The following is a 23,282-nucleotide window of genomic DNA, read 5'->3' as shown; positions in this document are numbered from 1 at the left end:
CGCTTGGAGCCGTGGAGTTTTAGTCGCGAACGCGGACGACGACCTTGCCCTTGGCGGTGCGGTTCTCCAACGCGGAGACCGCGGCGCCGGCCTGCTCGAGCGGATAGACGTCGGGCTGGGGCGGGGCGAGCCGGCCCGATGTGAGCAGCGCGGCCAGCCCGTCCCACTGTTCGGCGAGCGCGCCGGGATGGGTCATCGTCCAGGCGCCCCACCCGACCCCGACGACGTCGATGTTGTTCAGCAGCAGCCGGTTGACCTTGACCGTCGGGATCTCACCGCCGGTGAACCCGACCACCAGCAGCCGCCCGCCCGGTGCCAGGGACCGCAGCGAGTCGGTGAACCGGTCGCCGCCCACCGGGTCCATGACGATGTCGACGCCCTTTCCGCCGGTCAACTCGGCGACCGCGTCCTTGAAGCCCTCGGCCAGCACGACGTCGGTGGCACCGGCGGCCCGCGCCACGTCGGCCTTCTCCGCGCTGCTGACCACCGCGATCACCCGGCTCGCGCCCAGCGCCGGCGCCAGGCGCAGCGTCGAGGTGCCGATGCCGCCGGCCGCGCCATGCACAAGCACCGTCTCACCGTGGGCCAGCCGGCCCCGCACGGTGAGCGCGAAATACACGGTCAGATCGTTGAACAGCAGCCCGGCGCCGGCCTCGAAGCTGACGTTGTCGGGCAGCGGGAACACCCGCTCGTCGGTGAGCACCACCGTCTCGGCCATCGCGCCGGTGATCATCGTCAGCCCCGCGACCCGGTCCCCGGCCTTGACCGGGGCGTCCGCGGGCGCCGAGCGCACCACACCGGCGACCTCGGCACCCAGGATGAACGGCAGCTCCGGTTTGTATTGGTAGAGCCCGCGGGTCAGCAGGGCGTCGGGAAAGGCCACCCCGGCGGCGTGCACGTCGACGACGATTCCGCCGTCACCGGCGGGCTCGTCGATCTCTACCAGCTGCACCGACTCCGGACCGCTCAGTTCGGTCACCCTGATCGCGCGCATCGCACCTCCACACTGACTCGATCGCGTCGTCAGTGTTGCATGCCTGCCGGCCGTGGCCGCTAGCTGGGGAAGTCGATGGCGAGCAGGTCGACCTGCAGCTCGCCGCGCGGAGTCGAGTAGGTGACGGTCTCGCCGGCCTGCCGGCCGAACAGCGCCAGACCGAGCGGGCTGTCCGAGGTCAGCGTGGTGTCCTCGGCACCGGCCGGGGTCTCCTCCAGGAAGTGGATGACCCGCATGCGGATCGGCTCATCGCCGGGGAACCGCAGCGTCACCTCGGTACCGCTGGGCAGCTGCCCGGGAGTATCGGTGTTGCCGCCGGCCAGCAGCCAGGTCAGCCGGTTGATCTGCTCGTCGATGCCGGCCAGGTCCTCGGAGCGCTGCAGTGCGTCGGCGGCGTCGCCGCGGTCACCGACGGTGTCGGCATCACCCTGCAGCTCGGCGCGCATCTGGTCGCCGCGCAGCCGCAGCTCGGCGAGCTCCTCCTCGATGCGGCCACGGTCCTGTGCGGAGAAGTTCGTCGATCCGGTGTCCTGACTCATGCACGACAACGTACCTGCGTCCGCGCCCGGGGATGTCGCGTTCGCCCGCTCGGCCGCGGGCGGCTACTGGATGGCCAGCCCCGACTGCGCGAAGGCCTCGAGGCGCAGCTGCTTGGAGCGTTGCAGGTGTCCCGCGACGGCCTGCCCGGCGGCGGCGGCGTCACCGGTCTCGATGGCCGCCAGGATCACCCGGTGTTCGTCGGCGACCACCGCGAGGTCGTCGTGCTGGTGCCCGCCGCGGTCGTAGATGCGCAGGCGGGCGACCAGGTTCGCCAACGTCTCGCACAGCGTGGCGTTGTGCGAGGCGACCCACAGCACCTCGTGCCAGTCCGCGTTGAGGGTGCGCGCGATCGCGGGGTCTTCTTCGCGGCACGCCTGCCGGTGCAGCTGAGTCAGCCGAGCCAGCTCCAGATCGGTCCGGCGGGTCGCCGCAGCTTCGGCCGCCGCTTGTTCGAGGACGATCCGGACGTCGTAGATCTCGATGACGTCGTCGGGCGCACCCGACCGGATGCGATAGCCGCGGGCCGCCCGGATGATCAGCCCCTCCTGCTCCAGCCGGTTCAGCGCCTCCCGCACGGGTGTGCGCGACACCCCGTAGACGCCGGTGAGCGCGCTTTCACTCAGCGGCTGCTGCGGGGAGAACCGCCCGGCCAACAGGTCGGCCCGAAGGATGCTGTGAAACGACGCCCGGTGCATGCGACCTCCGTATTCGGCTCTCCGCAGAATACGTAACGGCGGTTTTTGTATACAAGAAATACTCATAGTGATGCGAACTAGCGCTCATTGCAGGAACGCGGCCCATACTCTGTCTGACTGAGCGAGCCCTCACGAAGGAGTCCCCATGGCTGGTCCCCAGAGCACCGCGGCCGCCGTGCGATGGCGAGTCGTCGACATCGTCGTCGCCAGCGTCCTGGCGGTGGCCTCCGGACTGGTCTTCGTGCTGTGGAACATCGCGTCCAACCCGATCAGCGCACCACTCGGCGCGGTGCTGCCCGGCTTGCAGGCATTCCTCGGCGGCGGCTGGCTCTTCGCCGGTGTCCTCACCGCCCTGGTCATTCGTAAGCCCGGCGCCGCGCTCTACGGCGAGGTCGTCGCGGCGACGGTCTCCGCGCTCGTCGGCAACCAATGGGGGGTGCTGACCCTGGAATCGGGCCTTGTCCAGGGGATCGGCGCCGAGCTGGTGTTCGCCGCCTTCCTCTACCGCCGGTGGAACCTGCCGGTGGCGTTGGCGGCCGGCGGCGTCGCCGGCCTGGCGCTGGCCATCAACGACCTCATCCTCTGGTATCCGGGCTCCGCGGCCTCGTTCGCGGCCATCTACACCGTCGCCGCGATCATCTCCGGCGTGCTCATCGCCGGTCTGCTGTCCTGGTACGTGGTGCGCGGGCTGGCCCGAACGGGTGCGCTGAGTCGATTCGAATCGGGCCGGACGGTGTTGCGCAGCCACACCACACCGTGACATCGGCGGCGGGGGCGGCGATCACCGCAGCCGGGTGGGGCTGGCAGCACGCGGGCCGCCCGGATTGGGCGGTGCGCGACCTCGACGTGAGCATCGGTCCCGGCGAGCGGGTTCTGCTGCTGGGCCCGTCGGGAGCGGGCAAGTCGACCTTCCTGCACGGTCTGGCCGGACTCCTCGGCGGTGCGGAAGACGGGCTGGAGCAGGGCCGCCTGCAGGTCGACGGCGCACCGCCGGGCCGGCAGCGCTCGTCGATCGGCATGGTCCTGCAGGATCCGGATTCGCAGGTGATCCTGTCCCGCGTCGGCGACGACATCGCCTTCGGCATGGAGAATTTCAACGTTGCCCGCGAACAGATCTGGCCGCGGGTGGCCCGGGCCGCCCAGGCCGTCGGGCTGACCGTGCCGCTGGACCACAACACCGCCGAACTATCCGGCGGGCAGAAGCAGCGCCTGGCGCTGGCGGGCGTGATCGCGATGGACCCCCGGCTGATCCTGCTGGACGAGCCGACCGCCAACCTCGACCCGGGCGGTGTCATCGAGGTCCGCGACGCGATCGCCGCCGCCGCGGAACGCACCGGGGCCACCCTGATGGTCATCGAGCACCGCACCGAGGTGTGGCTGCCCGTCGTCGACCGAGTGATCGTGCTCGGATCCACCGGCGAGATCATCGCCGACGGAACCCCCGACGCCATCATCCGCCGCGAGCACGACTACCTGCTGCGCTGCGGGGTGTGGGTTCCCGGAGCCCCGGCACCCGACATCCGACGCGCCGGGTCACCCCGGGCGGGGACCGTGCTGGCCGCCACGGAGCTGTCCCTGGGCTACGGCTCCGGCCAGCAGCTGCAGACCGGATTGGACTTCGAAATATCCCGGGGCACAAGCACAGTCGTGACCGGTCCGAACGGGGCGGGAAAGTCGACACTGGCCCTGACCCTCGGCGGGCTGATCCCCCCGAGCCGGGGCCGGCTCGAGGCGGCCACCGATTTCGCCCCCTCGCCCAAGCGACTCGAGCCGATCCGCTGGCGGTCCAGGGAACTGCTCACCCGCATCGGCAGTGTCTTCCAGGATCCCGAGCACCAGTTCCTCACCGGCACCGTGCGCGAGGAACTGACCCTGGGCCCCAAGGCCCTCAACCGCAGTTCCGCCGAGACGTCGGCGCTGGGCGAGGAGCTGCTCGAGCGCCTCGGTCTGGCCCGGCTGGCCGAGGCCAATCCGTACACGCTCTCCGGCGGCGAGAAACGCCGGCTCTCGGTCGCGACCGTGCTGGCCACCCGGCCCGACCTGATCGTGCTCGACGAGCCGACCTTCGGCCAGGACCGCCGGACCTGGGAAGAGCTGATCCGGCTGCTGGCCGAGGTCGTCGACGGCGGAACCGCGATCGTGGCCATCACCCACGATCTCGAGTTCGCCGCCGCGCTGGCCGATGAGCGCATCGCGCTGCCGGCGTGGGACACCGTGGCAGGAGGCTCCCGATGACACCGGATCCGTCCACCGCGGCCATCACCGCACAGCCCATCAATCCCGTCGCGAAGCTCATCACCGCGTTCGTGATCGCCGCCGCACTGGTGCTCAGCGTCGACTGGGTGTCGGCGCTGACTGCCCTCGCGCTGGAGGTGGTGCTGATCCTGGTTCTCGGAGTTCCGTTGCGGCAGTTCGTGATCCGAAGCTCCGTGATCGCCACGGCGGCCGGGCTGACCGCGCTGACCATTCTGCTGTACGGCCAACCCAGCGGGGTGGTGCACTGGCATTTCCTGCTGGTCACGGTCAGCGAAGGCTCAATTGCGCTGGCCGTTGCGACGTTCCTGCGGGTACTGGCGATCGCCCTGCCGTCGGTCTTCCTGTTCCTCGACGTGTCGCCGACCGAGCTGGCCGACGGGCTCGGGCAGGTGCTCAAACTCCCGGCCCGATTCGTGCTCGGCGCCCTGGCCGGTTTGCGCCTCGTCGGCCTGCTGCGCCAGGACTGGCAGTACCTCGGCTACGCCCGCCGCGCCCGCGGGGTCGCCGACCACGCACGGATACGGCGAACCGCGGGACAGGCATTCGCCCTGCTGGTGTTCGCGGTGCGGCGCGGCTCGAAACTGGCCACCGCCATGGAAGCCCGCGGCTTCGGCGCCTACCCGACGCGGACCTGGGCCCGGCCCTCGACGCTGGCCGGGCGCGAAATCGCCCTGATCGGTGCGGGTGTGGTGATCGCGGTGGCCGCGGTGTCGGTGTCGGTCGGGACGGGAGCGTGGAACTTCATTGGCACTCGATGAGACCGTGGGGCTCCTGCACGCGCGGGCGGCGACCACCGTGCTGATCGACGGGCGGTCGGGGTCGGGGAAATCGACGCTGGCCACCCAGCTGTGCCGGGCCTGGCCCGGCAGCGCCATCATCCGGCTGGACGACATCTATCCGGGCTGGGACGGCCTGTCGTGGGCCAGCGACCATCTGCGGACCGACCTGCTGACGCCGCGCCGCGGCGGCCAGCCGGGGCGCTGGCGCAGCTGGGATTGGGCTGCCGACGGCCCCGGATCCTGGCACACCGTGGGCCCCGACCAGCGCCTCGTCGTCGAGGGAATCGGGGCGCTGACCCCGCAGAATCGGGCGCTGGCCGACCTGGCGATCTGGGTCGACGCCGACGACGCCGACCGCAAGCGGCGGGCGCTGGAGCGCGACGGCGATACCTACCGCCCGCACTGGGACCGGTGGGCCGCCCAGGAAGAGGCCTTCATCGCCCGCCATCACCCGCGCCGCAACGCCGACCTGATAGCTCAGCTCGCCGCCGGCGAGTTCACGCTGACCGAGGAACCGACACCATGAGCACGCGCCTGTCCCTGGCCCTCGAGTACTTCCATCCCTGGCCCAATTCGGCCGGGTTCTACCTGGCCCGCCACCACGGCTGGTACGCCGAGGCCGGGATCGATCTGCAGATCCGCACCATCGACCCCGGCATCGGCGACGGGCTCGAACACCTCGAACGCCAGCTGGTGGACCTCGCCGTGGTGCCGACCAACCGGCTGCTGGTCCGCGTCGAGGGCGGATCGCAGCTGCGGGCGGTGGCCGCGGTCAACCAGCGCGGCCTCGAGACGGTGCGGACCTTGCAGAGCAGCGGGATTCACACGCTGGCCGACCTCGCCGGCCGACGCCTGGCACTCAATCCCACCCCGCGCGGCACCGCCATGGTGCGCGACCTGGTGCGCCGCGCCGGCGCAAACCCCGACGACGTCATCCTGGTCGACGTCGGCACCCGCGAACTGACCAGCGAAGAACTGGCCGACGGCGTCGCCGACGCCACCTTCGGGTCGTACTGGGCGTGGGACATCCTGCTCAGTGAGCACCCGGACCGGCCAGAGCGGGTATGGCGGGTGGACGACGAACTGCCGTTCAGCTACCACAGCTACGTGCTCGCAGCGGGTTCGGGCAGCACGCGGGACAGCGCCGCGCTGCGCGCGTTCCTGGCGGTCAGCGACCGCGGGTTCCGTTACGCCGCAGCACATCCCGACGAAGCTGTCGATCTACTGCACAACGTCACCCCGTATTTCAGCGCCGACGTGCTGGCCCGGTCACTGGAGGCCATCGCCGGCACCTGGTTCCACGACGGGAACTGGGGCCCGGTTCGCCGGGAACTGATCGAGCCCTACGCCCACTGGCTGGCCCAGCATCGCATCCTGGCTGCCCCGGCCCGCTGGCACGACGCGTTCGCCGACACCGCGGTGGCCGACTGGGTGCACCCCAGCCGGGCCTAAGCCGCCGCGGCCGGCACCACCAACGCCTCGGTCTGCTCGACGCTGACCCGCACCCGCAGACCGGGCACCAGTTCGGCAGTGTGCGCACTGGCGGTCTGGGCCACCAGCCGGGTGCCGTCGTCAAGTGTGCAGTGCACCAACGAGATCGGGCCGAGGAACGACACCGATGCCACCTGTGCCGTCCCGCCGGGGTCGACGGTGATTCGCACCGACTCCGGGCGCACCAGCGCCACCCCACTGCCGGTGGCGATCGACCCCGCGGCCACCGGAAGCGAGATCCCGAGCAGATGCGCCCGCCCGTCGGTGACCTGGGCGCCAACCTTGTTGTTGAGACCCACGAACTCGGCGACGAACGGGGTCGCCGGGTGCGCGTACACGTCGGCGGGTGCGGCGATCTGCTCGAGACGGCCCTGGTTCATCACCCCGACCCGGTCGGCGACCGCCAGCGCCTCCTCCTGATCATGGGTGACGAACAGCGTCGTGGTGCCGACCTCGAGCTGAACCCGGCGGATCTCATCGCGAAGCTGGCCGCGCACCTTGGCGTCCAGCGCCGACAACGGCTCGTCGAGCAGCAGCACCCGCGGCTGGATCGCCAGCGCGCGGGCCAGCGCCACCCGCTGCTGCTGGCCACCGGAGAGCTGGCTGGCGTACTTCTGTTTGTGCGCGCCCAACCCGACCAAATCGAGCATGTCGGCGGCTTTTTCGGTGCGGTCGCGCTTGTCGCGGCCACGCAGCTTGAGACCGAACGCGACGTTGTCCAACACGGTCAGGTGCGGGAAGAGGCTGTAGGCCTGGAACACCATGCCCATATCGCGCTTGTTCGGCGGCACCGCGGTGATGTCGTGGCCGTCGACGGCGACCGAACCGGAGCTGGGCTCGTCCAGGCCGGCCAGGATCCGCAGTGCGGTGGTCTTGCCACACCCGGACGGGCCCAGCAGGGCGACCATCTCACCGGGCTCGAGGTGCAGCGTCAAGCCGTCCAGGGCCCGCACCGCGCCGTAAACCCTTGTCACATCGATGAAGTCGACGGCAACGCCGTTGCGGGTCATTCCTGTCCCTTCCGAGTGGTTGCCGCCGTGGGCGCGGCGACGGGCACCTCGTGGTGTCGCCCGCGGGTCACCAGCGACAGGATGAGCAGCAGAACGAATCCGAACACCAGCGTCGCCAGCGACGCCGCCACCGACGTCGGCCCGTCACTCTTGCCGATCGCGACGATCACCACCTGCAGATTCTGGTATCCGCTCAGCGAGGCGATCGTGTACTCGCCCAGCACCACCGCGATCGAGATGAACGCCGCCGCCAAGATGCCCGACCAGATGTTGGGCACCACCACCCGCAGGATGGTGGTGGTCCACCCGGCGCCGAGTGAGCGGGCCGCTTCGGCAAGGGTTTTCAGGTCGATCGAGGCCAGCGCCGCGTCGATCGACCGGTAGGCGAACGGCAGCACCAGCACCACGTAGACGAACGTCAGGGTCAGCGCCGATTCGCCGAAGAAGTACACCACCCACAGGTAGACGTTGCGCAGGCCGACGACGACCACCAGGGCGGGAATGGTCAGCGGCAGCAGACACAGGAACTCGACCAGTCGCCGGCCCCACGGGGCGCGCAACCGCACCCAGATCATCGTCGGCACCAGGATCGCCAGCATCACGGCCACGGTGAACACCGCCAGCAGCAGCGAGATGACGATGGCGCGGTACAGCATCTCGTTCTGCACCAGGTTCTTCCACGCCTGCAGCGTGCGCCCGCCGCTGATCAGGTTGCGGGTGCTGAAGTCGGCCATCGCGTAGAGCGGGAACAGGAAGAACACGCCGAACAGCGTCAGCAGCGTGGCCCGCCCGATCCGGCCCGCCTTCACTGCAGCCACCGCGACGTCCGTCGCACCAGCACGTTGTAGATCGCCATCACCACGGCCACCACGACGACCATCTCCAGGGCCAGGGCGTAGGCGAAGCCGGACTGGCCGAGCACCACCTCCGAGGTCAGGGCGGTCCGGATCAGCAGCGGCACGATCGGGCTGCCCTGGCTGACCAGTGCGGCCGCGGTGGCATAGGCGGCGAAGGCGTTGGCGAACAACAACAGTGCCGAACCGAGGAACGCCGGCGTCAACAGCGGGAAGCCCACTTCGCGCCAGTAATCCCAGCGCGAGGCGCCCAGGCTGACCGCGGCTTCGCGCCACTCGGCGCGCAGCCCCTCCAGCGCCGGAGTGAACACGATGACCATCAGCGGGATCTGGAAGTAGGTGTACACCAGGATCAGACCACGCAGCGAGTACAGCCACCCGTCACCGGCCAGGTTGAAGCCGAACCGTTCGAACACCCACACGGTCAGCACACCGTTGAGACCGATAGTCGCCAGGAACGCGAATGCCAAAGCCACGCCGCCGAATTGGGCGAGCACGCTGCACAGCGACAGGACCACGCGGCGCAGTGGAGAGCCGGCGCCGCTGCTGACCACCAGCCACGCCAGCACCGCCCCCAGAACCGCGCCGATCAACGCCGTGCTGGCCGAGAGCAGCACGCTCTTGCCCAGCGCGGCCAGCGCGGTGCCGGAGAACAGCAGGCCGATCCGCTGCAGGGAGAACACCCCGTCGAGATAGAACGCCGACACGATCACCGTCACCGTCGGGACGATGAGGAAGATCGCGATGAACGCCCCGAACGGCAGCAACGGCAGGGCCTCCCGCAGGCGTCGGCCCACCACGCCGGTCAGCCGATCGCCTTGGCCCAGTTGTCGGCCAGATACTTGGTCGCCGCATCGGTCTGAGCCTTGGTCAGGATGACCGGGGTTCCACTGACGGGCGGCAGCTTGTCATAGGCGGCGGCGTCGATGGTGCCGGACTTGACCATCGCGTCGGCCCGCACCGGGCGCGCACCGCCGGCCAAGAACAGGTTCTGACCCTCGTCGCTGTAGAGGAACTCCTGCCAGAGCCTGGCCGCCGCCGGATGCGGGGCGTCGACGTTGATGGCCTGGAAGTAGTAGCCGCCCAGCACCGCACCCTGCGGTACGAACACCTTCCAGCTGGGCAGCTTCTTTGTCTCGGCGGCGTTGAGGTAGTCCCAGTCGATGACGACGGGCGTCTGACCCGATTCAATGGTCGCCGGGGTCGGGTCGACGGGAAGGAAGTTGCCGGCCTGCTTGAGTTTGGTGAAGAAGCCCACCCCCGGGGCGATGTCGTCGGCCGACCCGCCCTGGGACAGGGCCACCATCGCCACACCGGAGAAGGCGGCCCCGGCCTGGGTGGGATCGCCGTTGAGCGCGACCTTGCCCTTGTACTCCGGCTTGAGCAGATCGTCGACGGTGCTCATGTCGGGGACCTTGGCCGAGTCGTAGCCGATCGACATATAGCCGCCGTAGTCGTTGACCCACGTTCCCTTCGGGTCCTTCATGGCCGCCGGGATGCTGTCGAAGGTGGCCACCTGGTACGGCGCGAACAACGCGGTGTTGGCCAGCGCCACCGACTGGCCCAGGTCGAAGACGTCCGGGGCGGTGCTGCGGCCCTTCTGCTGGTTGGCGGCGTTGATCTCGTCCTGGCTGGCAGCGTCGGGCTGCGCGGAATTCACCTTGATGCCGTACTTGTCGCCGAATGCCTTGATGATGGCGCCGTAGTTGGCCCAGTCCGGGGGCAGCGCGATGACGTTGAGCTCGCCCTCCTTCTTGGCCGCCGCGACCAGGCCGTCCATGCCGCCGAAGTCGGCCGCCGAGGTTGCCTGGGCTGCGGCGACACCGGAATTGGTCTGTTCCCCGCCACTCTTCTTTTCCGGCGGTGCGCAGGCGACGGAAGTGACCACGACGGTGGCCGCGACGACGGCGAGCAGACGTACGTTTCTCATCATCAAACCTTCTTGTGCGCAGGAGGCGAGGCGGTGGCGCCGCGGCAACCCCAGCGTGTCGCGAAGGTGAACGAGATCGCCGCGATGGTCTGACAGTACCGCCGGTGCGGGGCGGATTTGGGCCCATTGGACCGGCTCGGCCGTCGGTGCCCCCCGCGGCGAACGCAGTGAGCGCGGTATCGGGCCCCCGCGGCGAACGCAGTGAGCGCGGTATCGTGCCCCCGCGGCGAACGCAGTGAGCGCGGTATGGTTCCTGAGTGGCATCCCGCGATCACGGCGACCCCGGCGATGCCCCGTCGGTGCCTCCGCCGCTGAGCGAGATCGCCGAGGCGAGGCGGCCGTCGGCGGCCGAGGAGGCGCGCACCATCGCCGCGTCGACCAACACCGGGACACTGGCCACGCTGACCGCTGCCGGAGACCCGTGGGCCTCCTTCGTCACCTACGGCTTGCTGGGTGGGGCTCCGGTGCTGTGCGTGTCGCACATGGCCGAACACGGCCGCAACCTGGCCGGCGATCCGCGGGCCAGCCTGGCCGTCGTCGCCCCCACCAGTGAGTCCGATCCGCTGGCCAGCGGTCGGATCACGTTGGCGGGCATCGTCGAACGCCCCGGCGGCGACGAGTTGCGGGCGGCCCGCGAGGCGCATGTCGCCGCGGTGGCGGCCGCGAAGTACTACATCGACTACTCCGACTTCGCTGTGTGGGTGCTGCGGGTGCAGCGGGTGCGCTGGGTGGGCGGGTATGGCCGGATGGATTCGGCCACGGGCAGCGACTACGCCGCCGCTGCACCGGACCCCATCCGCCCGCATGCGGCGGGCGCGGCGGCTCACCTCAACGCCGATCACGCCGACTCGCTGGTGGAGATGGCCCGCGCGCTCGGTGGCTATCCCGACGCCACGGCGGCGGTGTGCACCGGGATCGACCGTTATGGCATCGACCTTCGCGTCGACACCCCGCGCGGGGTCGCCTACACCCGCGCGGGATTCGCCGAGCCGCTCACCGATGCCGATCAATTGCGTTCGGCCGCAGTCGATCTGGTGGCCCGCACTCGGCGGTCCTGAGTCAGCCGCCCAGCTCGGACACCGCGCTGTCGAGCGCGGCGGCCTGCTCGAGAATCTCGCGCTCCGAGGGCAACTCACCGCCGACCTGCCCGACCAATTCGGCGCGGGTGATCACCTGCAGCGCGCCCCGGTAGCCGTCGGTGTCCAGCGCCGCCGGGTCGACGACGTCCACCCGGCCCTCGATCAGCACCAGCACCGCGTCGGTGTCGGCGTCAAGCAGGCGGCGCACGTCACCGGCGCCGATCATCGGGCACCGGGCCTGGTGCGCGCCGCGCTGTTCGCATCCTCATTCATTGTGGTGACCCTTCTGTGGTGTCGCCTGCCGCGGCGAGCCTGTAGTTGCCGTGCCGGTTACTCGTCGAATTCTCCCTCTATGACGACAGTTTCGACTATGCCGCACGGCGACGGTGGTCAGGCCGGGAGATTGCGGTTGACCGCCAGCGCCAGGAACGCCGCGATGGTGGCCACCAGTACCGCCAGCCGCAGCCAGCCGCTGCCCGCGGGCGCGCTGACCGTCTGATACCCGACCTGCTGCAGCACCGACCCATAGCTGCGGTTGAGCTCCTCGATGGTGGTGGCGGTGTAACTCTGGCCGCCGGACAGCTGCGCGATCCGCTTCATCTGGCTGTCGTCCGAGGGCACCGGGATGGATTCGTCTTTGAGGGTGACGACGCCGGCCCGGGTGCCGAAGGTGATGGTTGAGATGGGCACGCCCTGATCCTTGGCGGCGCGGGCCGCGGTGAACGCCCCGCGCGGATTGTCCGGACTGGCCGGCCTGTTCTCCCCGCCGTCGGAGAGCAACACGATCCGGGCCGGCGGCGGGGTCGCGTCGCCGGCTGTGAGCACGGTGGTCACGGTGTGGATCGACTCGAGCGCGGTGAAAATGGCCTCGCCGGTGGCGGTGGCGTTGTCCGGCTGGAGTTTGTCCAGCGCGGCCACGGTGGCGCTGTGGTCGGGGGTGGGCGACACCAGCAGGTTGACGTTGCCGGCGAAGGACACCAGGCCCAGATTCACGCCCGCGGTCAGGTTATTCGCGAACGTCTTCGCGGCATCCTGCGCCGCGGCCAGCCGCGTCGGCGGGACGTCCTTGGCCTGCATGGACTGCGAGACGTCGATCACCAGCATCACCACCGCGCGGTTGCGGGGGATGCGCACCTGATGGGTCGGTCCGGCCAGCGCGACGACCAGCAGCAGCACCGCGGCGGACGCCAGCACGACCGGCAAATGCCGCAACGGGTGTGGCCGTTGGGGTGAGATCCGGCCCAACGCGGCCGGGTCGCTGAATCGGCGCAGCCGTCGACGCCGCTGCAGCTGCACGGCCGTGTAGGCCGCCAGCAGCGCGACCGGCACCAGCGCTGCCAGCAGCAGCGCCGGATGCGCCAGACCGGACAGGGTGAGCGTTCCGATGCCGGGGATGGTCATCGAAACCGTGCGGACGGCGCCGCCCCGTCCCATGGCGTGATCACGTCGATTCCGCTCCAATCCTCGCTCGCGGCTGTTCATCAGAAACCGTGGCTAACGTGTCCTTTGTACCGGCGCTAGTTGAGAGGTGGTCGCGATGCAGTGCTGCCAGACTGGACTGGATCGGCTGTGAACTCGCTGTCACTCTCGGGCTTCACCGCCCCGTGGTTCTTCCTGTATCTGTTGGTCGTCGCTGCGGCCGCGCTGACCTACGTCCTCGTTCAACGAACCCGGGCACGGCGCGTCCTGCGGTTCGCGAATATGCCTCTGCTGGAACAGGTTGCGGCCGGGCGCAAGCCGCGGCGGTGGCGGCACCTGCCGGCGGCCCTATTGGTGGCCGCGCTGGCCCTGTTGACCACCGCGATGGCCGGACCCACCCACGATGTGCGGATCCCCCGCAATCGCGCGGTCGTCATGCTGGTCATCGATGTCTCCGAGTCGATGGCCTCCACCGACGTCGCCCCAAGCAGAATCGCCGCTGCCCGCGCGGCGGGTAAGAACTTCGCCGACCAGCTGACCCCGGGCATCAACCTGGGGTTGGTCAAATTCTCCTCCGGCGCAACGTTGTTGGTAGCGCCCACCATCGACCATGACCAGGTCAAGCAGGCGATCGACAAGCTCGTTCCCGAGCCCCGCACCGCGACCGGGGAGGGCATATACACCGCCCTGCAGGCGATTGCGACGACGGGCGCGGTGCTGGGCGGCGGTGACGGACCGCCGCCGGCCCGGATCGTGCTGGAGTCCGACGGCAAGGAAACGGTGCCACCGGATCTGGAGGCGCCACGCGGCGCATTCACCGCCGCGCGGGCGGCCAAGGAACAACACGTGCCGATCTCGACGATCTCCTTCGGCACCCAGAGCGGAACGGTCCCGGTCGACGGCGAGCAGATCCCGGTGCCCACCGATGACGCGTCGCTGGCCACGATCGCCGAACTCAGTGGCGGGCAGGCCTTCCGGGCGGGCAGCCTGGCCGAGCTCAATCAGGTGTATTCCACCCTCGACCAGCAGATCGGCTACCAGGTAGTGCGCGGCGACGCCAGTGCGGGCTGGGTGGCCCTCGGCGCGCTGACGTTGGCGTTGTCCATCGGCGCCGGAATCCTCCTCAATCGTCGGCTACCAGGCTGATGCACCGTGCAGCACATTCCCAGCAACCGTCCAGCCGTCGAGTCTGCGCTCAGCGCGACGACACGCCGACCGAACCCGCCGTGGATGCAGACTCGGTGGGCGAATCAGCCCGCGAGCGCCGGTACACCACCGCCCGCCCGCCGGCACCGGGAGCGTTCGCGATCCCGCGGGAGTGGTACCGCTCACCCGCGGCGTCGGTGGGCGCAAAACTGAACTCCCGCAGCATCGTTCGCAGCGTCACGGTCATCTCCATGTTGGCGAAGGCGGCCCCGATGCAGCGGCGGATGCCGCCGCCGAAGGGGATCCAGGCGTAGTTGTCCGGCGCCGCCCCCACACCCACGAACCGGTCGGGGTTGAACGCCGACGGGCGCTCGAAGCGTTCCCCGGCGGCGTGCGCCATCGCGATACTGACCATCACCACGTGGTTCTCCGGAATCACCCACTCGCCCAGCCGAATTCGCTGCCGTGTTCGTCGTGAGGTCCCATCGATGACCGGGCGGACCCGCTGCACTTCCCAGATCGTGGCCTGCTGCAGGTCCGACCCACCGGCATCGACCTCCTCGGTCAGCCGGTCCAGCAGGTCGGGATGACGCCGGACCCGTTCGACCAGCCAGGCCAGCGTGGTCGCGGTGGTTTCGTGCCCCGCGGTCAGCAGGGTCAGCAGTTCGTCGGCGATGTGGCGATCGGAGATCGCCGAGCCGTCCTCGTAGCGCGCCCGCAGCATCAGCGACAGCACGTCGGGGCGCTCGTCGAACGCCGGATCGTTGCGGGCGTCGGCGATCAGGGAGTCGATGATCTCGTCGTAGCGGCGCCGATAGCGGCGCATCGCGCCGCCCGGGCTGTGCGCGCCGAAATCACGACGGAATGACCTGGGCAGCACCACCAGGCGGGAACCGACCTCCACCGCCCGGGGCAGCAGCTCCCGCAGCTCGTCGAACGCCGCGCCCTCGGCCCCGAACACCGCCCGCAGGATCGCGTTGAGCGTGATCCGCATCATCGACGGCAGCGTCTCGAACTCGGTGCCCTCCGGCCAGCCGGCGATCTCGCGCAGCACCTCTTCTTCCACGATCGCCTCGTAGCCGGCCATCCGCTTGCCGTGGAACGGGGGGACCAGCAGTTTGCGGCGCTGCCGGTGTTCCTCGCCGTCGAGGCTGAAGGTGGATCCCGGGCCCAGCACCTCGCCCAGGTTGGTGGCCCGCCCGACCAGGTCACTCCCCGTGGTGAACAGATCTTTGACCAGGGCCGGGTCACTGATCAGCACGGTCTTGCCGAAGATGGGCAGGTTCAGGGAGAACTCCGGGCCGTAGCGGCGGGCCAGGGCGCCGACCGAGGAGCGGCGCGATGCCACGAACCGGATGCCCTGGATGATCCGGGGAGCACGCGGGCCGGGCGGCAGTCGTACGGGGTCGGTCGTCGGCTGCGCCATCGCATCGCTCCTCACCTGGTGTGGTACATGGGTGTACCACACACCGTACGCCCGCCCGGCCCGCGGCAGTACCCTTGGTGACAACCCGACTTTCTCGGCACGAGGAGATGCACTGATGGCTGCCACCGACGAACGCCTGACCCTGTCCGAACTCGGCGGGGAACGGGGCTGGCAGCGCAAGGAGACCGCCCGCGCCGACGTCTACAACCGAGGGAAGATCCGGGTGCGGGTGATCTGGCAGGGCGACGCCGCGATCAGCGGGGCGTCGTACTTCGAAGACGAGATGTATGAGGCCTACACCCGTGATCTGGACAAAGTCCGCAGCTGGCTCAATCGCTGAGCGCTGCGCCCTGACCCCGCCGCGCTGAGGGCGGACCGAGCAGCGCGACCGCGGCGTCGACCGCCTCGGCGGTGACGTCGCTCATCCGACCGCCGCTCTCGACGGTCACCGCGGTCAATTCGCGCAGGCCGCCGATCAGCATGATCGCTCGCTGACGCGACACTGTCGCGATCCCGGCGGCCCGCAACTCCGCAGTATCGCTGAGGGTCCGGATCATCGTGATGAACGATTCGGTGACCTCCCGCTGCAGCTCACGCGCCGCCAGGCCCAGGGCGGGCACGTCACGAATCCAGCTCAGCATCACCGCCGGCTGCGCCTCGGCGTTGGAGATCCACGCCTGCACCGCCTGCCGAATCTGGGTTTCCCATGTCGCGCCCGGGTCCACCGCCGCCGAGATGGTGTCGATGGCCTGCCGGTTGGTGTCGGTCAGCAGCGCCACCAGGCAGGCTTCGCGGTCGGAGAAGTACTCGTAAAAGGTGCGCCGGGAGGTCCGCGCCCGCCGGACAATCTCGGCGACGGTGGTGGCCGAGTAGCCCAGATCGGTGATGGCTGCGGCCATCGCATCGATGAGCCGCTGGCGGGGGGTCGCATCGAGCCGGGCCGCGGACGCCCGGGTCTCCGCCGACTTCACCGTTTGTACACCCCACCTTCCCGTTCGTGTGCCGATCGTACTGCCCTGTGCCGCACTAAAGTCGGAGATCATGTCGGACATCGGCTTCTCCCGCTATGTCGCCGTCGGCGACAGCCAGACCGAAGGCCTGTGGGACGGCGACGACACCATCGGGGTGATCGGGTTCGCCGACCGGCTCGCGGCCATGCTGGACTCCTTGTATCCGGGCTTGATGTACGCCAACCTCGCCGTGCGCGGGCGTCGGGTCATCGACGTCCTCGACGACCAACTCCCCCGCGCGCTGGCGATGGACCCGGACCTGATCACCGTCTGCATCGGGATGAACGACGTGACGCGGCCGGGCCGCGCGTTCACCAGGGCGCTGGCCGATCTCGACGAGGTCTACCGGCGGCTGGCGGAGTCAGGGGCAACCGTGGTGACGACGCTGTTTCCCGACGTCGCCAAGATGCTGCCGGTCGGGCGACTGATCGGCGCCCGGATTCAGCAGATCAACGACATCACCGCACGAGCCTCCGGCCGCTACGGCTTCGGGCTGGTCGACCTGTACCGCGCGCCGTCGATGAGTGAAGCACCGACCTGGAGTCACGACCGGATGCACGCCTCGACCAGGGGCCACATCCTGTTCGCCGAGGCGGCCGCGGAGGCACTGAGACTGCCCGGCAGCAACCATGACTGGGCCCGGCCCACCGAGGGACTGGCGCAGGCGAACAAATGGGAGCGCACCTACGCCCAGGCCCAATGGACGCACGGCCTGCTGATCCCGTGGGTGTGGCGGCATCTGCGCGGCCGGTCCTCCGGGGACGGCAGGGAGCCGAAATACGGGGTGCTGCAACCGGTCTCGGAGCAGGTCCGGGAGGCCCACCACATGGCCTAGCGCGTCGGTATGCCGCGATCGCGTGGCCGGTCCGTACCAGCGCGACCTGGAGTGATCCACATCACTTCGGCTACCGTTAGGGTCCTTCGTCACCGGTATCGATTGGCGTGAAAAGCCCGACGACCCCGGCCTGCGTGGGATAGTGGCTACACAAATTTCGGCGATGTGTCGCTGGACCGCTGTGGTGGAGGGGACCCCTGTGAACTACAGGTGCGCACCTGATGAGTGATCAAGAGAGCGGCGCTGCGCCCGGATGGTTGCAGTCCCGGACTCGCCACTGGCAGTACTCGCCGCCGATCAAGACCGCGTTCGCCGTGACCGCCGTTATCCTCACCGCCGTCGTGGTGGTCGTCTACATGCAGTTTCGCGGCGACTTCACCCCCAAGACCCGGCTGACGTTGATCTCCCCGCGCGCCGGCCTGGTAATGGACCCAGGATCGAAGGTCACCTACAACGGGGTGGCGGTCGGCCGGGTGACCGGCGTCGACGCCATCGAACGTGACGGCACCACCCAGGCCAAGCTGTCGCTGGACGTCAACCCCAAATATGTCGCGCTGATCCCGGCCAACGCGATCGCCGAGGTCAAGGCGAGCACCGTCTTCGGCAACAAATACGTGTCGTTCCGCAGTCCGCCCGACCCGAGTAAGGCCAGGATCTCCAGTGCGGATGTGATCGACGTGTCGCATGTGACGACCGAGTTCAACACGTTGTTCGAGACGTTGATCTCGATCTCGGAGAAGGTCGACCCGGTCAAGCTGAACCTGACGCTGTCGGCGGCGGCGCAGGCCCTCGACGGGCTGGGCACCAAGTTCGGCCAGTCCGTGGTCAACGCCAACGCGGTGCTCGACGACATCAACCCGCAGATGCCTCAGATCCGCAGCGATGTGCGGCAGTTATCGAATCTGGCCGACGTGTACATCAAGGCCAGCCCGGACCTGTGGGACTTCCTCGACCACGCGGTGACCACCGCGCGGACCCTCAACGAGCAGCAGAAGGACCTCGACGCTGCGCTGCTGGCCTCGGCGGGGTTCGGCAACACCGGCGGCGACGTCCTCGAACGCGGCAGCGCCTATTTCATCCGCGGTCAGCAGGACCTGCTGCCCACCAGCCGCCTGCTGGACACCTACAGCCCCGAGTTCCTGTGCACTATCCGCAACTACGCGACCTCGACCGCCAAGGACAGTGCGGGCGGCAACGGTTACTCGATCGACTTCCACATCGGGCTGACCGGCGCGGCCAACCCTTATGTCTATCCCGACAACCTGCCGCGGGTGAACGCCAAGGGCGGGCCCGGCGGAGCCCCGGGCTGCTGGCAGCCGGTCACCCACGACTTCTGGCCGGCGCCGTTCCTGGTGGCTGACTACGGCGCCTCGCTGGCGCCTTACAACCACTTCGAACTGGGCCAGCCGATCCTCACCGAGTACGTGTGGGGACGTCAGGTCGGCGAGAACACCATCAACCCGTAAGGCCAAAGGCCGCGGCGAGTTCACGCAGGGCGGGGCGCGGATCCCACACCGGGTTGCCGTCACCGAGTACCTGCACGACGACATGGTCGGCGCCCGCATCGAGGTGCGCGGTCACCGAGGCGGCAACCTGCTCCACCGAACCCTGCCCGACGATGCCGCGAGCCAACCGATCGGAGCCGCCCTTGACCAGGTCGGATTCGTCGAATCCCTGGCGTAGCCAGGAGTTCCGGTAATTCGGTAGCCCCGAATAGATCTCCAGGTGCAAGTGTGCGCGGCGCAGCTGCTCCTCGGCGTCCTCACCGACGACGACGGCCTGCTCGGACACGATCCACTTGTCCGGGCCGAGGATCTCGCGTGTGGTGGCACTCTGCTCGGGGGTGACGAGGTAGGGGTGCGCTCCGTCGGCCATCGCGCCGGAAAGCTCAATCATCTTGGGCCCCAACGCCGCCAGCAACCGTGGGGGCCGTACACCGCCTTCGATGAAGTCCGGTAGCCCGGCCATCCGCTCCAGGTAGCCACGCATGGTGGCCAGCGGCTTGTCGTAGGACAGCCCGAAGGCGTTCTGCACCAATGGCCCGTGGCTGACGCCGAGGCCGAGGACGAAACGCCCGGGGTGCAGCGCGTTCAGGGTGCGCCCGCCGCCTTCGGCGACCGTTGGGAGCCGGGCGTGGATGTTGGCGATGCCGGTGCCGATCACCAGCTTGTCGGTTGCCTCGAGCAGCGCCGCGGACTCGACCAGGCAGTCCTTGAGTCCGATCTCCGGGATGAACAGCGAACCGTAGCCCAGCGATTCGATCTCCCGGGCCACCTCTTGCGCGGCCGGCATTGGCCACGCGGTGCCGCCCCACCACACTCCGATGCGGGACGGGAAGTCGATGCGCGGGCGTGCGGTCACCAGATGCTCCTCGGGGGCGTCGCGGACGGGTCACTGTTCAGCATCCCAATCTCGCGCGGCCGGCGACCGCGCGGGGGGTCGACGGTTACCTCGGTGTCGGATCGCATCGGCTCGCGGAGACGAGCGGCCTGCGATTCACAGCTGGCCTCGGTGAGCCACCTGCCGGGTATAGTCGCGGTGCCCAGCCGGCATCCGCCGGATCGCTCGTTGGCGACTTGGGGCATGTGGCTACCGAGGCAGTTCTGGTGTGCCGCGGCTTGTTGCGATTCACAACCGGAGGATTCTCGATGACGCCGGGCGTCTCCCACCGCGCATCAGCGCTCGTCGCTGCCGCCGTGATCGGCGCCGCGGGATGCCTCGCAGCCGGCTGCAGTACGACCACCGCCGGCGTTTCGACCACTGACTCGACCCCGCCGGCCGGCTCGCTGACACCGACGAACGGAGCGGACGTGAACCAGGGCAACGGCGGCGCCGGCGGCCAAGGCGGTGCCGGCGGGCAAGGCGGCGCGGGCGGCCACGGCGGCGCCGGCGGGCAAGGCGGCGCCGGCGGCCAGGGCGGCGAGCCCGGACAGCCGGGCCAGCCAGGAGCACCGGGCGCACCCGGTCAGGCCGGCTGAACCGACCCGGTCCACCCACCGTGATCGACAACGTGTCGCCCAGCGACCATCGCCGCGGTCACCACAGCATGATCCCGCCTGAATCAGACGAGCAACTCTTGCGTGTAGTTGCTTCGACCCTTTCCTGATGCAGCCACCCAGCGCAGTCCCGTTGGGCGATCATCGGCGCCGGGCCCGCCCGTGCCGCGTGGCAGACTAGAACGCGTTCTAATCTGACCACACGTGCAGGAGCGCCCATGGGCAGTCCCGTCAGCTTCGACCTCTCGTCGGTCTTCCACACCGTCGCCACCACACTTCCGGGCAACCGGGCGCTGATCTGGCGAGACCTCGACCTGACGTACGCCCAGATGGACACCCGCATCGACGGTGTCGCCCACTACCTGACCACACAGGGCCTGGGCTGCCACACCGAGCGGGACCAGCTACAACCCCATGAATCCGGGCAGGACCACGTCGGGCTGTACCTGCGCAACGGCAACGAGTACCTCGAGGCGATGGTCGCCGGCTACCGGGCCCGGGTGGCACCGTTCAACGTCAACTACCGCTACGTCGAAGAAGAGCTGCTCTACCTGCTTAACGACTCCAAGGCCAAGGCATTGGTCTACGCGGCGGAATTCGCACCCAACGTCGCCGCGATCCTCGAGCAGCTTCCCGAGCTGCGGGTCCTGATCCAAGTCGCCGATCACTCCGGCAACGATCTGCTGCCCGGCGCCGTCGACTACGAGTCGATCATCACCACACCGGCGCCGGCGGGCGGGATGCCCACCCCCAGCGGGGACGACCTCTACATCCTCTACACCGGCGGCACCACCGGCATGCCCAAGGGTGTGTTGTGGCGCCAGCACGATATCTTCATGTCGGCGATGGGCGGTCGCCCGTTCGGCTCGGACACCGTGCTGCAGTCCTACGAGGACCTCGCCGAGCAGGCGCGGACCAACGCCGGAATCCGGACGGTCCTGATGATCCCGCCGCTGATGCACGGCGCGGCGCAGTGGGCCGCGTTCAACATGATCAGCACCGGCGGCTGGGTGGCGCTGCCCGACGACGTCGACCACCTCAACGCGCCGGCGGTCATGCGCCTGGCCGAGCGGGAACGGGTGCTGAGCATCCCGGTGGTCGGCGACGCGATCGCCCGCCCCCTGCTCGACGAGATCGAGACCGGCAAATACGACCTGTCTGGCCTGCTGACGATCACCAACGGCGGCGCTCCACTGTCGCCGACGGTGCGCGAGCGCTTGCTGGCCGCACTGCCCAACATCATGGTGCTCGACGCCGTCGGCGCGTCGGAGACCGGCATGCAGATGACCACCATGGCGGCCAAGGGGGTCGACTCGAAGGCGGCCACCTTCACCCCCCAGCACGACACCGCCGTCATCTCAGCCGATCTCAGCCACGTCCTGCAGCCCGGCGACGGCGAGGGCTGGCTGGCCCGACGGGCCTACGTCCCGCTGGGTTATCTCAACGACCCCGAGAAGTCCGCGCGCACGTTCCCCACCATCAACGGGGTGCGCTGGTCCGTGCCCGGCGACAAGGCCCGGCTCCTGGCCGACGGACAGGTCGAGCTGCTCGGGCGCGATTCGGTGACCATCAACTCCGGCGGCGAGAAGATCTTCGCCGAGGAGGTCGAGCGGGCGGTCGCCAGCCATCCGGCGGTGTATGACGTCGTGGTGGCTGGCCGTCCCTCCGAACGGTGGGGCAGCGAGGTCGTGGCGATCGTGCAGTTCGCCGAGGGCAAGTCCGCCACCGACGAGGAGCTCGCCGAAGCATGTAAGGCCCACATCGCCCACTACAAGCTGCCGAAGGCCTTCGTCCGCACCGACAAGGTGCTGCGCTCGCCCGCCGGCAAGGCCGATTATCGGTGGGCCAAGGCGCTGGCGGCGGAAAGCGCTGTCGCACCAGGCTAGATCTTCAGGTAACCCTTGTCCGCCGGGATCTGGGCCGCGGTCAGCAGTGCCGAAGCGTCACTGGCCAGGAACAGCACGACCTCGCTGACCTGTTCGGGCGGGGTCAGCGACTCGGTGGGCAGCGCGCCCGGCGAGAAGCTGTACACGTAGTTCGGGTGCGCCTGGAAGGTCTCATACAACGACTGGTCGTTGCCCAGCGCGGTGTCCACACCATAGGTGTGGATGGAGTTCACCCGAATGTTGTACTCCCCCAACTCGATTGCCAGGGAGTTGGTCAGCCCGACTACGCCGAACTTGCTCGCGCAGTAATGCCCCGCACCCGGCACCGCCTTGATCCCGGCGGCCGAACTCGTCACGATGATCGACCCGCCGTTACCGGCCTCGATCATCGCGGGCACCGCCGCCTTGACGGTGTTCCAGACCCCGGTCAGGTTGATATCGATGATCTCCTGCCACTGCTCGGACGGGATCTCCCACAGCCGTCCCCAGCTCATTACCCCGGCGTTGGCGACCACGATGTCCAGCCGCCCGAATTGTTCGACGGCGTCGGCGATGACGCGTTGTTGACCGGCGAGATCCCGGACGTCGACCCGCGCGGCGCTGATCTTGACACCCTCATCCTCGACCAGGCGGACGGTGTCGGCGAGATCCTCCGGCTGGGCCGGTGGATAGCCGATGTGGGCGCCCACCGGGCCGCAGGCGTCGATGGTGACGATGTCGGCGCCGGCCCGGGCCAGCCTGACGCAGTGCGCCCGGCCCTGACCCCTGGCTCCGCCGGTGACATAGGCGACCCTGCCGGCCAGCGGCCGTTCCGCGGCGGTCATGCGGTCCGCGCATTCGGGCCGGCGTCCCGCCGGACCGTGTCGAGCGGCGATGCCGTGCTGAATAGCCCTGCGGTATTTATATTTTCGGGTCGGGGGTACACCGTGTCTCCTT

Annotated in this window: 25 protein-coding genes; 12 read left to right on the top strand and 13 right to left on the bottom strand. The window is 69.2% G+C overall.

Annotated elements, in window-relative coordinates; translation table 11 throughout:
• Positions 1–19: 19 nt before the first annotated feature.
• From ADBZ9K_RS23685 to ADBZ9K_RS23675, 3 genes are all read right to left on the bottom strand, one after another.
• Positions 20–994 carry an NADPH:quinone oxidoreductase family protein gene (locus ADBZ9K_RS23685; RefSeq protein ID WP_526624699.1) on the bottom strand — a complete coding sequence of 325 codons (975 nt, stop codon included), beginning with the start codon at positions 992–994 and terminating at the stop codon, positions 20–22.
• A 59-nt stretch (positions 995–1,053) separates the two neighbouring features.
• On the bottom strand, positions 1,054–1,533 hold the full coding sequence (locus ADBZ9K_RS23680) for a GreA/GreB family elongation factor (RefSeq protein ID WP_526624698.1): 480 nt from the start codon (positions 1,531–1,533) through the stop codon (positions 1,054–1,056).
• Between the two features lie 63 nt (positions 1,534–1,596).
• A complete protein-coding gene (locus ADBZ9K_RS23675) occupies positions 1,597–2,229 on the bottom strand; it encodes a GntR family transcriptional regulator (RefSeq protein WP_526624697.1) in 633 nt (210 codons plus the stop codon).
• Positions 2,230–2,374: 145 nt separating this feature from the next.
• Between ADBZ9K_RS23675 and ADBZ9K_RS23670 the strand changes: the two genes are divergently transcribed.
• From ADBZ9K_RS23670 to ADBZ9K_RS23650, 5 genes are read left to right on the top strand one after another with little or no spacing between them, the layout of a single operon-like run.
• Positions 2,375–2,989 (top strand): ECF transporter S component, encoded by a 615-nt coding sequence (locus tag ADBZ9K_RS23670; RefSeq protein ID WP_526624696.1) that lies wholly within the window; start codon positions 2,375–2,377, stop codon positions 2,987–2,989.
• The gene (locus ADBZ9K_RS23665) at positions 2,986–4,464 is read left to right on the top strand and encodes an ABC transporter ATP-binding protein (RefSeq protein ID WP_526624695.1); all 1,479 of its coding nucleotides are present in this window, start codon (positions 2,986–2,988) and stop codon (positions 4,462–4,464) included. Before ADBZ9K_RS23670 ends, ADBZ9K_RS23665 begins: the two co-directional genes overlap by 4 nt.
• Positions 4,461–5,243: an energy-coupling factor transporter transmembrane component T family protein gene (locus tag ADBZ9K_RS23660; RefSeq protein ID WP_526624694.1), complete on the top strand. Its 783-nt coding sequence runs from the start codon at positions 4,461–4,463 to the stop codon at positions 5,241–5,243. Before ADBZ9K_RS23665 ends, ADBZ9K_RS23660 begins: the two co-directional genes overlap by 4 nt.
• On the top strand, positions 5,230–5,790 hold the full coding sequence (locus ADBZ9K_RS23655) for a uridine kinase family protein (protein WP_526624693.1): 561 nt from the start codon (positions 5,230–5,232) through the stop codon (positions 5,788–5,790). The genes ADBZ9K_RS23660 and ADBZ9K_RS23655 overlap by 14 nt, the downstream gene beginning before the upstream one ends.
• Positions 5,787–6,716, top strand: coding sequence for an ABC transporter substrate-binding protein (locus ADBZ9K_RS23650; protein WP_526624692.1), 930 nt, complete (start codon positions 5,787–5,789; stop codon positions 6,714–6,716). Before ADBZ9K_RS23655 ends, ADBZ9K_RS23650 begins: the two co-directional genes overlap by 4 nt.
• On the opposite strand, the gene ADBZ9K_RS23645 is transcribed toward ADBZ9K_RS23650, so the two are convergent.
• From ADBZ9K_RS23645 to ADBZ9K_RS23630, 4 genes are all read right to left on the bottom strand, one after another.
• Complete coding sequence (locus ADBZ9K_RS23645) at positions 6,713–7,765, bottom strand: ABC transporter ATP-binding protein (protein ID WP_526624691.1); 1,053 nt, start codon at positions 7,763–7,765, stop codon at positions 6,713–6,715. The genes ADBZ9K_RS23650 and ADBZ9K_RS23645 overlap by 4 nt on opposite strands.
• Positions 7,762–8,499 carry an ABC transporter permease gene (locus ADBZ9K_RS23640; RefSeq protein WP_526625602.1) on the bottom strand — a complete coding sequence of 246 codons (738 nt, stop codon included), beginning with the start codon at positions 8,497–8,499 and terminating at the stop codon, positions 7,762–7,764. Before ADBZ9K_RS23640 ends, ADBZ9K_RS23645 begins: the two co-directional genes overlap by 4 nt.
• A 71-nt stretch (positions 8,500–8,570) precedes the next feature.
• A complete protein-coding gene (locus ADBZ9K_RS23635; protein WP_526625601.1) occupies positions 8,571–9,416 on the bottom strand; it encodes an ABC transporter permease in 846 nt (281 codons plus the stop codon).
• 8 nt (positions 9,417–9,424) lie between these two features.
• Positions 9,425–10,549: an ABC transporter substrate-binding protein gene (locus ADBZ9K_RS23630; protein WP_526624690.1), complete on the bottom strand. Its 1,125-nt coding sequence runs from the start codon at positions 10,547–10,549 to the stop codon at positions 9,425–9,427.
• 257 nt (positions 10,550–10,806) lie between these two features.
• Here ADBZ9K_RS23630 and ADBZ9K_RS23625 point away from each other — a divergent pair, with 257 nt between their 5' ends.
• Positions 10,807–11,607 carry a HugZ family pyridoxamine 5'-phosphate oxidase gene (locus tag ADBZ9K_RS23625; RefSeq protein ID WP_526624689.1) on the top strand — a complete coding sequence of 267 codons (801 nt, stop codon included), beginning with the start codon at positions 10,807–10,809 and terminating at the stop codon, positions 11,605–11,607.
• 1 nt (position 11,608) lies between these two features.
• Here ADBZ9K_RS23625 and ADBZ9K_RS23620 read toward each other — a convergent pair whose 3' ends face one another.
• Positions 11,609–11,854, bottom strand: coding sequence for a hypothetical protein (locus ADBZ9K_RS23620; RefSeq protein ID WP_526624688.1), 246 nt, complete (start codon positions 11,852–11,854; stop codon positions 11,609–11,611).
• 164 nt (positions 11,855–12,018) lie between these two features.
• Positions 12,019–13,029: a vWA domain-containing protein gene (locus ADBZ9K_RS23615; RefSeq protein ID WP_526625600.1), complete on the bottom strand. Its 1,011-nt coding sequence runs from the start codon at positions 13,027–13,029 to the stop codon at positions 12,019–12,021.
• Between the two features lie 168 nt (positions 13,030–13,197).
• On the opposite strand from ADBZ9K_RS23615, the gene ADBZ9K_RS23610 reads away from it, so the two are divergent.
• On the top strand, positions 13,198–14,193 hold the full coding sequence (locus tag ADBZ9K_RS23610; protein WP_526624687.1) for a vWA domain-containing protein: 996 nt from the start codon (positions 13,198–13,200) through the stop codon (positions 14,191–14,193).
• Positions 14,194–14,242: 49 nt separating this feature from the next.
• Here the strand turns inward: ADBZ9K_RS23610 and ADBZ9K_RS23605 are convergent, their stop codons facing one another.
• Positions 14,243–15,619, bottom strand: coding sequence for a cytochrome P450 (locus ADBZ9K_RS23605; protein WP_526624686.1), 1,377 nt, complete (start codon positions 15,617–15,619; stop codon positions 14,243–14,245).
• Between the two features lie 115 nt (positions 15,620–15,734).
• Between ADBZ9K_RS23605 and ADBZ9K_RS23600 the strand changes: the two genes are divergently transcribed.
• Positions 15,735–15,959: a hypothetical protein gene (locus tag ADBZ9K_RS23600; RefSeq protein WP_526624685.1), complete on the top strand. Its 225-nt coding sequence runs from the start codon at positions 15,735–15,737 to the stop codon at positions 15,957–15,959.
• On the opposite strand, the gene ADBZ9K_RS23595 is transcribed toward ADBZ9K_RS23600, so the two are convergent.
• The gene (locus ADBZ9K_RS23595) at positions 15,949–16,518 is read right to left on the bottom strand and encodes a TetR/AcrR family transcriptional regulator (protein WP_526625599.1); all 570 of its coding nucleotides are present in this window, start codon (positions 16,516–16,518) and stop codon (positions 15,949–15,951) included. The genes ADBZ9K_RS23600 and ADBZ9K_RS23595 overlap by 11 nt on opposite strands.
• A 142-nt stretch (positions 16,519–16,660) precedes the next feature.
• On the opposite strand from ADBZ9K_RS23595, the gene ADBZ9K_RS23590 reads away from it, so the two are divergent.
• Complete coding sequence (locus tag ADBZ9K_RS23590) at positions 16,661–17,464, top strand: SGNH/GDSL hydrolase family protein (protein ID WP_526624684.1); 804 nt, start codon at positions 16,661–16,663, stop codon at positions 17,462–17,464.
• Between the two features lie 221 nt (positions 17,465–17,685).
• Positions 17,686–18,930, top strand: coding sequence for an MCE family protein (locus ADBZ9K_RS23585; protein WP_526624683.1), 1,245 nt, complete (start codon positions 17,686–17,688; stop codon positions 18,928–18,930).
• Here the strand turns inward: ADBZ9K_RS23585 and ADBZ9K_RS23580 are convergent.
• A complete protein-coding gene (locus tag ADBZ9K_RS23580) occupies positions 18,920–19,828 on the bottom strand; it encodes an LLM class F420-dependent oxidoreductase (protein ID WP_526625598.1) in 909 nt (302 codons plus the stop codon). The genes ADBZ9K_RS23585 and ADBZ9K_RS23580 overlap by 11 nt on opposite strands.
• A gap of 284 nt (positions 19,829–20,112) precedes the next feature.
• Between ADBZ9K_RS23580 and ADBZ9K_RS23575 the strand changes: the two genes are divergently transcribed.
• Complete coding sequence (locus tag ADBZ9K_RS23575; RefSeq protein ID WP_526624682.1) at positions 20,113–20,442, top strand: hypothetical protein; 330 nt, start codon at positions 20,113–20,115, stop codon at positions 20,440–20,442.
• Positions 20,443–20,678: 236 nt separating this feature from the next.
• Positions 20,679–22,346 carry an AMP-binding protein gene (locus ADBZ9K_RS23570; RefSeq protein ID WP_526624681.1) on the top strand — a complete coding sequence of 556 codons (1,668 nt, stop codon included), beginning with the start codon at positions 20,679–20,681 and terminating at the stop codon, positions 22,344–22,346.
• On the opposite strand, the gene ADBZ9K_RS23565 is transcribed toward ADBZ9K_RS23570, so the two are convergent.
• Complete coding sequence (locus tag ADBZ9K_RS23565; RefSeq protein ID WP_526624680.1) at positions 22,343–23,170, bottom strand: mycofactocin-coupled SDR family oxidoreductase; 828 nt, start codon at positions 23,168–23,170, stop codon at positions 22,343–22,345. The two genes, ADBZ9K_RS23570 and ADBZ9K_RS23565, sit on opposite strands and share 4 nt — an antisense overlap.
• Positions 23,171–23,282: the final 112 nt, after the last annotated feature.

Source organism: Mycobacterium sp. (assembly GCF_965229265.1).
Classification (GTDB): Bacteria; Actinomycetota; Actinomycetes; order Mycobacteriales; family Mycobacteriaceae; genus Mycobacterium.
Note: the sequence above shows the minus strand (reverse complement) of the source record. Positions and strands in the feature narration are given on the sequence as shown.

Excerpts from the sequence above, each read along its gene's own strand:
- ADBZ9K_RS23685 (WP_526624699.1), bottom strand. The coding sequence starts at position 994 with ATGCGCGCGATCAGGGTGACCGAACTGAGCGGTCCGGAGTCGGTGCAG.
- ADBZ9K_RS23575 (WP_526624682.1), top strand. The coding sequence starts at position 20,113 with ATGACGCCGGGCGTCTCCCACCGCGCATCAGCGCTCGTCGCTGCCGCC.
- ADBZ9K_RS23630 (WP_526624690.1), bottom strand. The coding sequence starts at position 10,549 with ATGAGAAACGTACGTCTGCTCGCCGTCGTCGCGGCCACCGTCGTGGTC.
- ADBZ9K_RS23605 (WP_526624686.1), bottom strand. The coding sequence starts at position 15,619 with ATGGCGCAGCCGACGACCGACCCCGTACGACTGCCGCCCGGCCCGCGT.
- ADBZ9K_RS23570 (WP_526624681.1), top strand. The coding sequence starts at position 20,679 with ATGGGCAGTCCCGTCAGCTTCGACCTCTCGTCGGTCTTCCACACCGTC.
- ADBZ9K_RS23650 (WP_526624692.1), top strand. The coding sequence starts at position 5,787 with ATGAGCACGCGCCTGTCCCTGGCCCTCGAGTACTTCCATCCCTGGCCC.
- ADBZ9K_RS23565 (WP_526624680.1), bottom strand. The coding sequence starts at position 23,170 with ATGACCGCCGCGGAACGGCCGCTGGCCGGCAGGGTCGCCTATGTCACC.
- ADBZ9K_RS23680 (WP_526624698.1), bottom strand. The coding sequence starts at position 1,533 with ATGAGTCAGGACACCGGATCGACGAACTTCTCCGCACAGGACCGTGGC.
- ADBZ9K_RS23615 (WP_526625600.1), bottom strand. The coding sequence starts at position 13,029 with ATGACCATCCCCGGCATCGGAACGCTCACCCTGTCCGGTCTGGCGCAT.
- ADBZ9K_RS23660 (WP_526624694.1), top strand. The coding sequence starts at position 4,461 with ATGACACCGGATCCGTCCACCGCGGCCATCACCGCACAGCCCATCAAT.
- ADBZ9K_RS23620 (WP_526624688.1), bottom strand. The coding sequence starts at position 11,854 with ATGATCGGCGCCGGTGACGTGCGCCGCCTGCTTGACGCCGACACCGAC.
- ADBZ9K_RS23595 (WP_526625599.1), bottom strand. The coding sequence starts at position 16,518 with ATGGCCGCAGCCATCACCGATCTGGGCTACTCGGCCACCACCGTCGCC.
- ADBZ9K_RS23645 (WP_526624691.1), bottom strand. The coding sequence starts at position 7,765 with ATGACCCGCAACGGCGTTGCCGTCGACTTCATCGATGTGACAAGGGTT.
- ADBZ9K_RS23585 (WP_526624683.1), top strand. The coding sequence starts at position 17,686 with ATGAGTGATCAAGAGAGCGGCGCTGCGCCCGGATGGTTGCAGTCCCGG.
- ADBZ9K_RS23640 (WP_526625602.1), bottom strand. The coding sequence starts at position 8,499 with ATGGCCGACTTCAGCACCCGCAACCTGATCAGCGGCGGGCGCACGCTG.
- ADBZ9K_RS23600 (WP_526624685.1), top strand. The coding sequence starts at position 15,735 with ATGGCTGCCACCGACGAACGCCTGACCCTGTCCGAACTCGGCGGGGAA.
- ADBZ9K_RS23590 (WP_526624684.1), top strand. The coding sequence starts at position 16,661 with ATGTCGGACATCGGCTTCTCCCGCTATGTCGCCGTCGGCGACAGCCAG.
- ADBZ9K_RS23670 (WP_526624696.1), top strand. The coding sequence starts at position 2,375 with ATGGCTGGTCCCCAGAGCACCGCGGCCGCCGTGCGATGGCGAGTCGTC.
- ADBZ9K_RS23675 (WP_526624697.1), bottom strand. The coding sequence starts at position 2,229 with ATGCACCGGGCGTCGTTTCACAGCATCCTTCGGGCCGACCTGTTGGCC.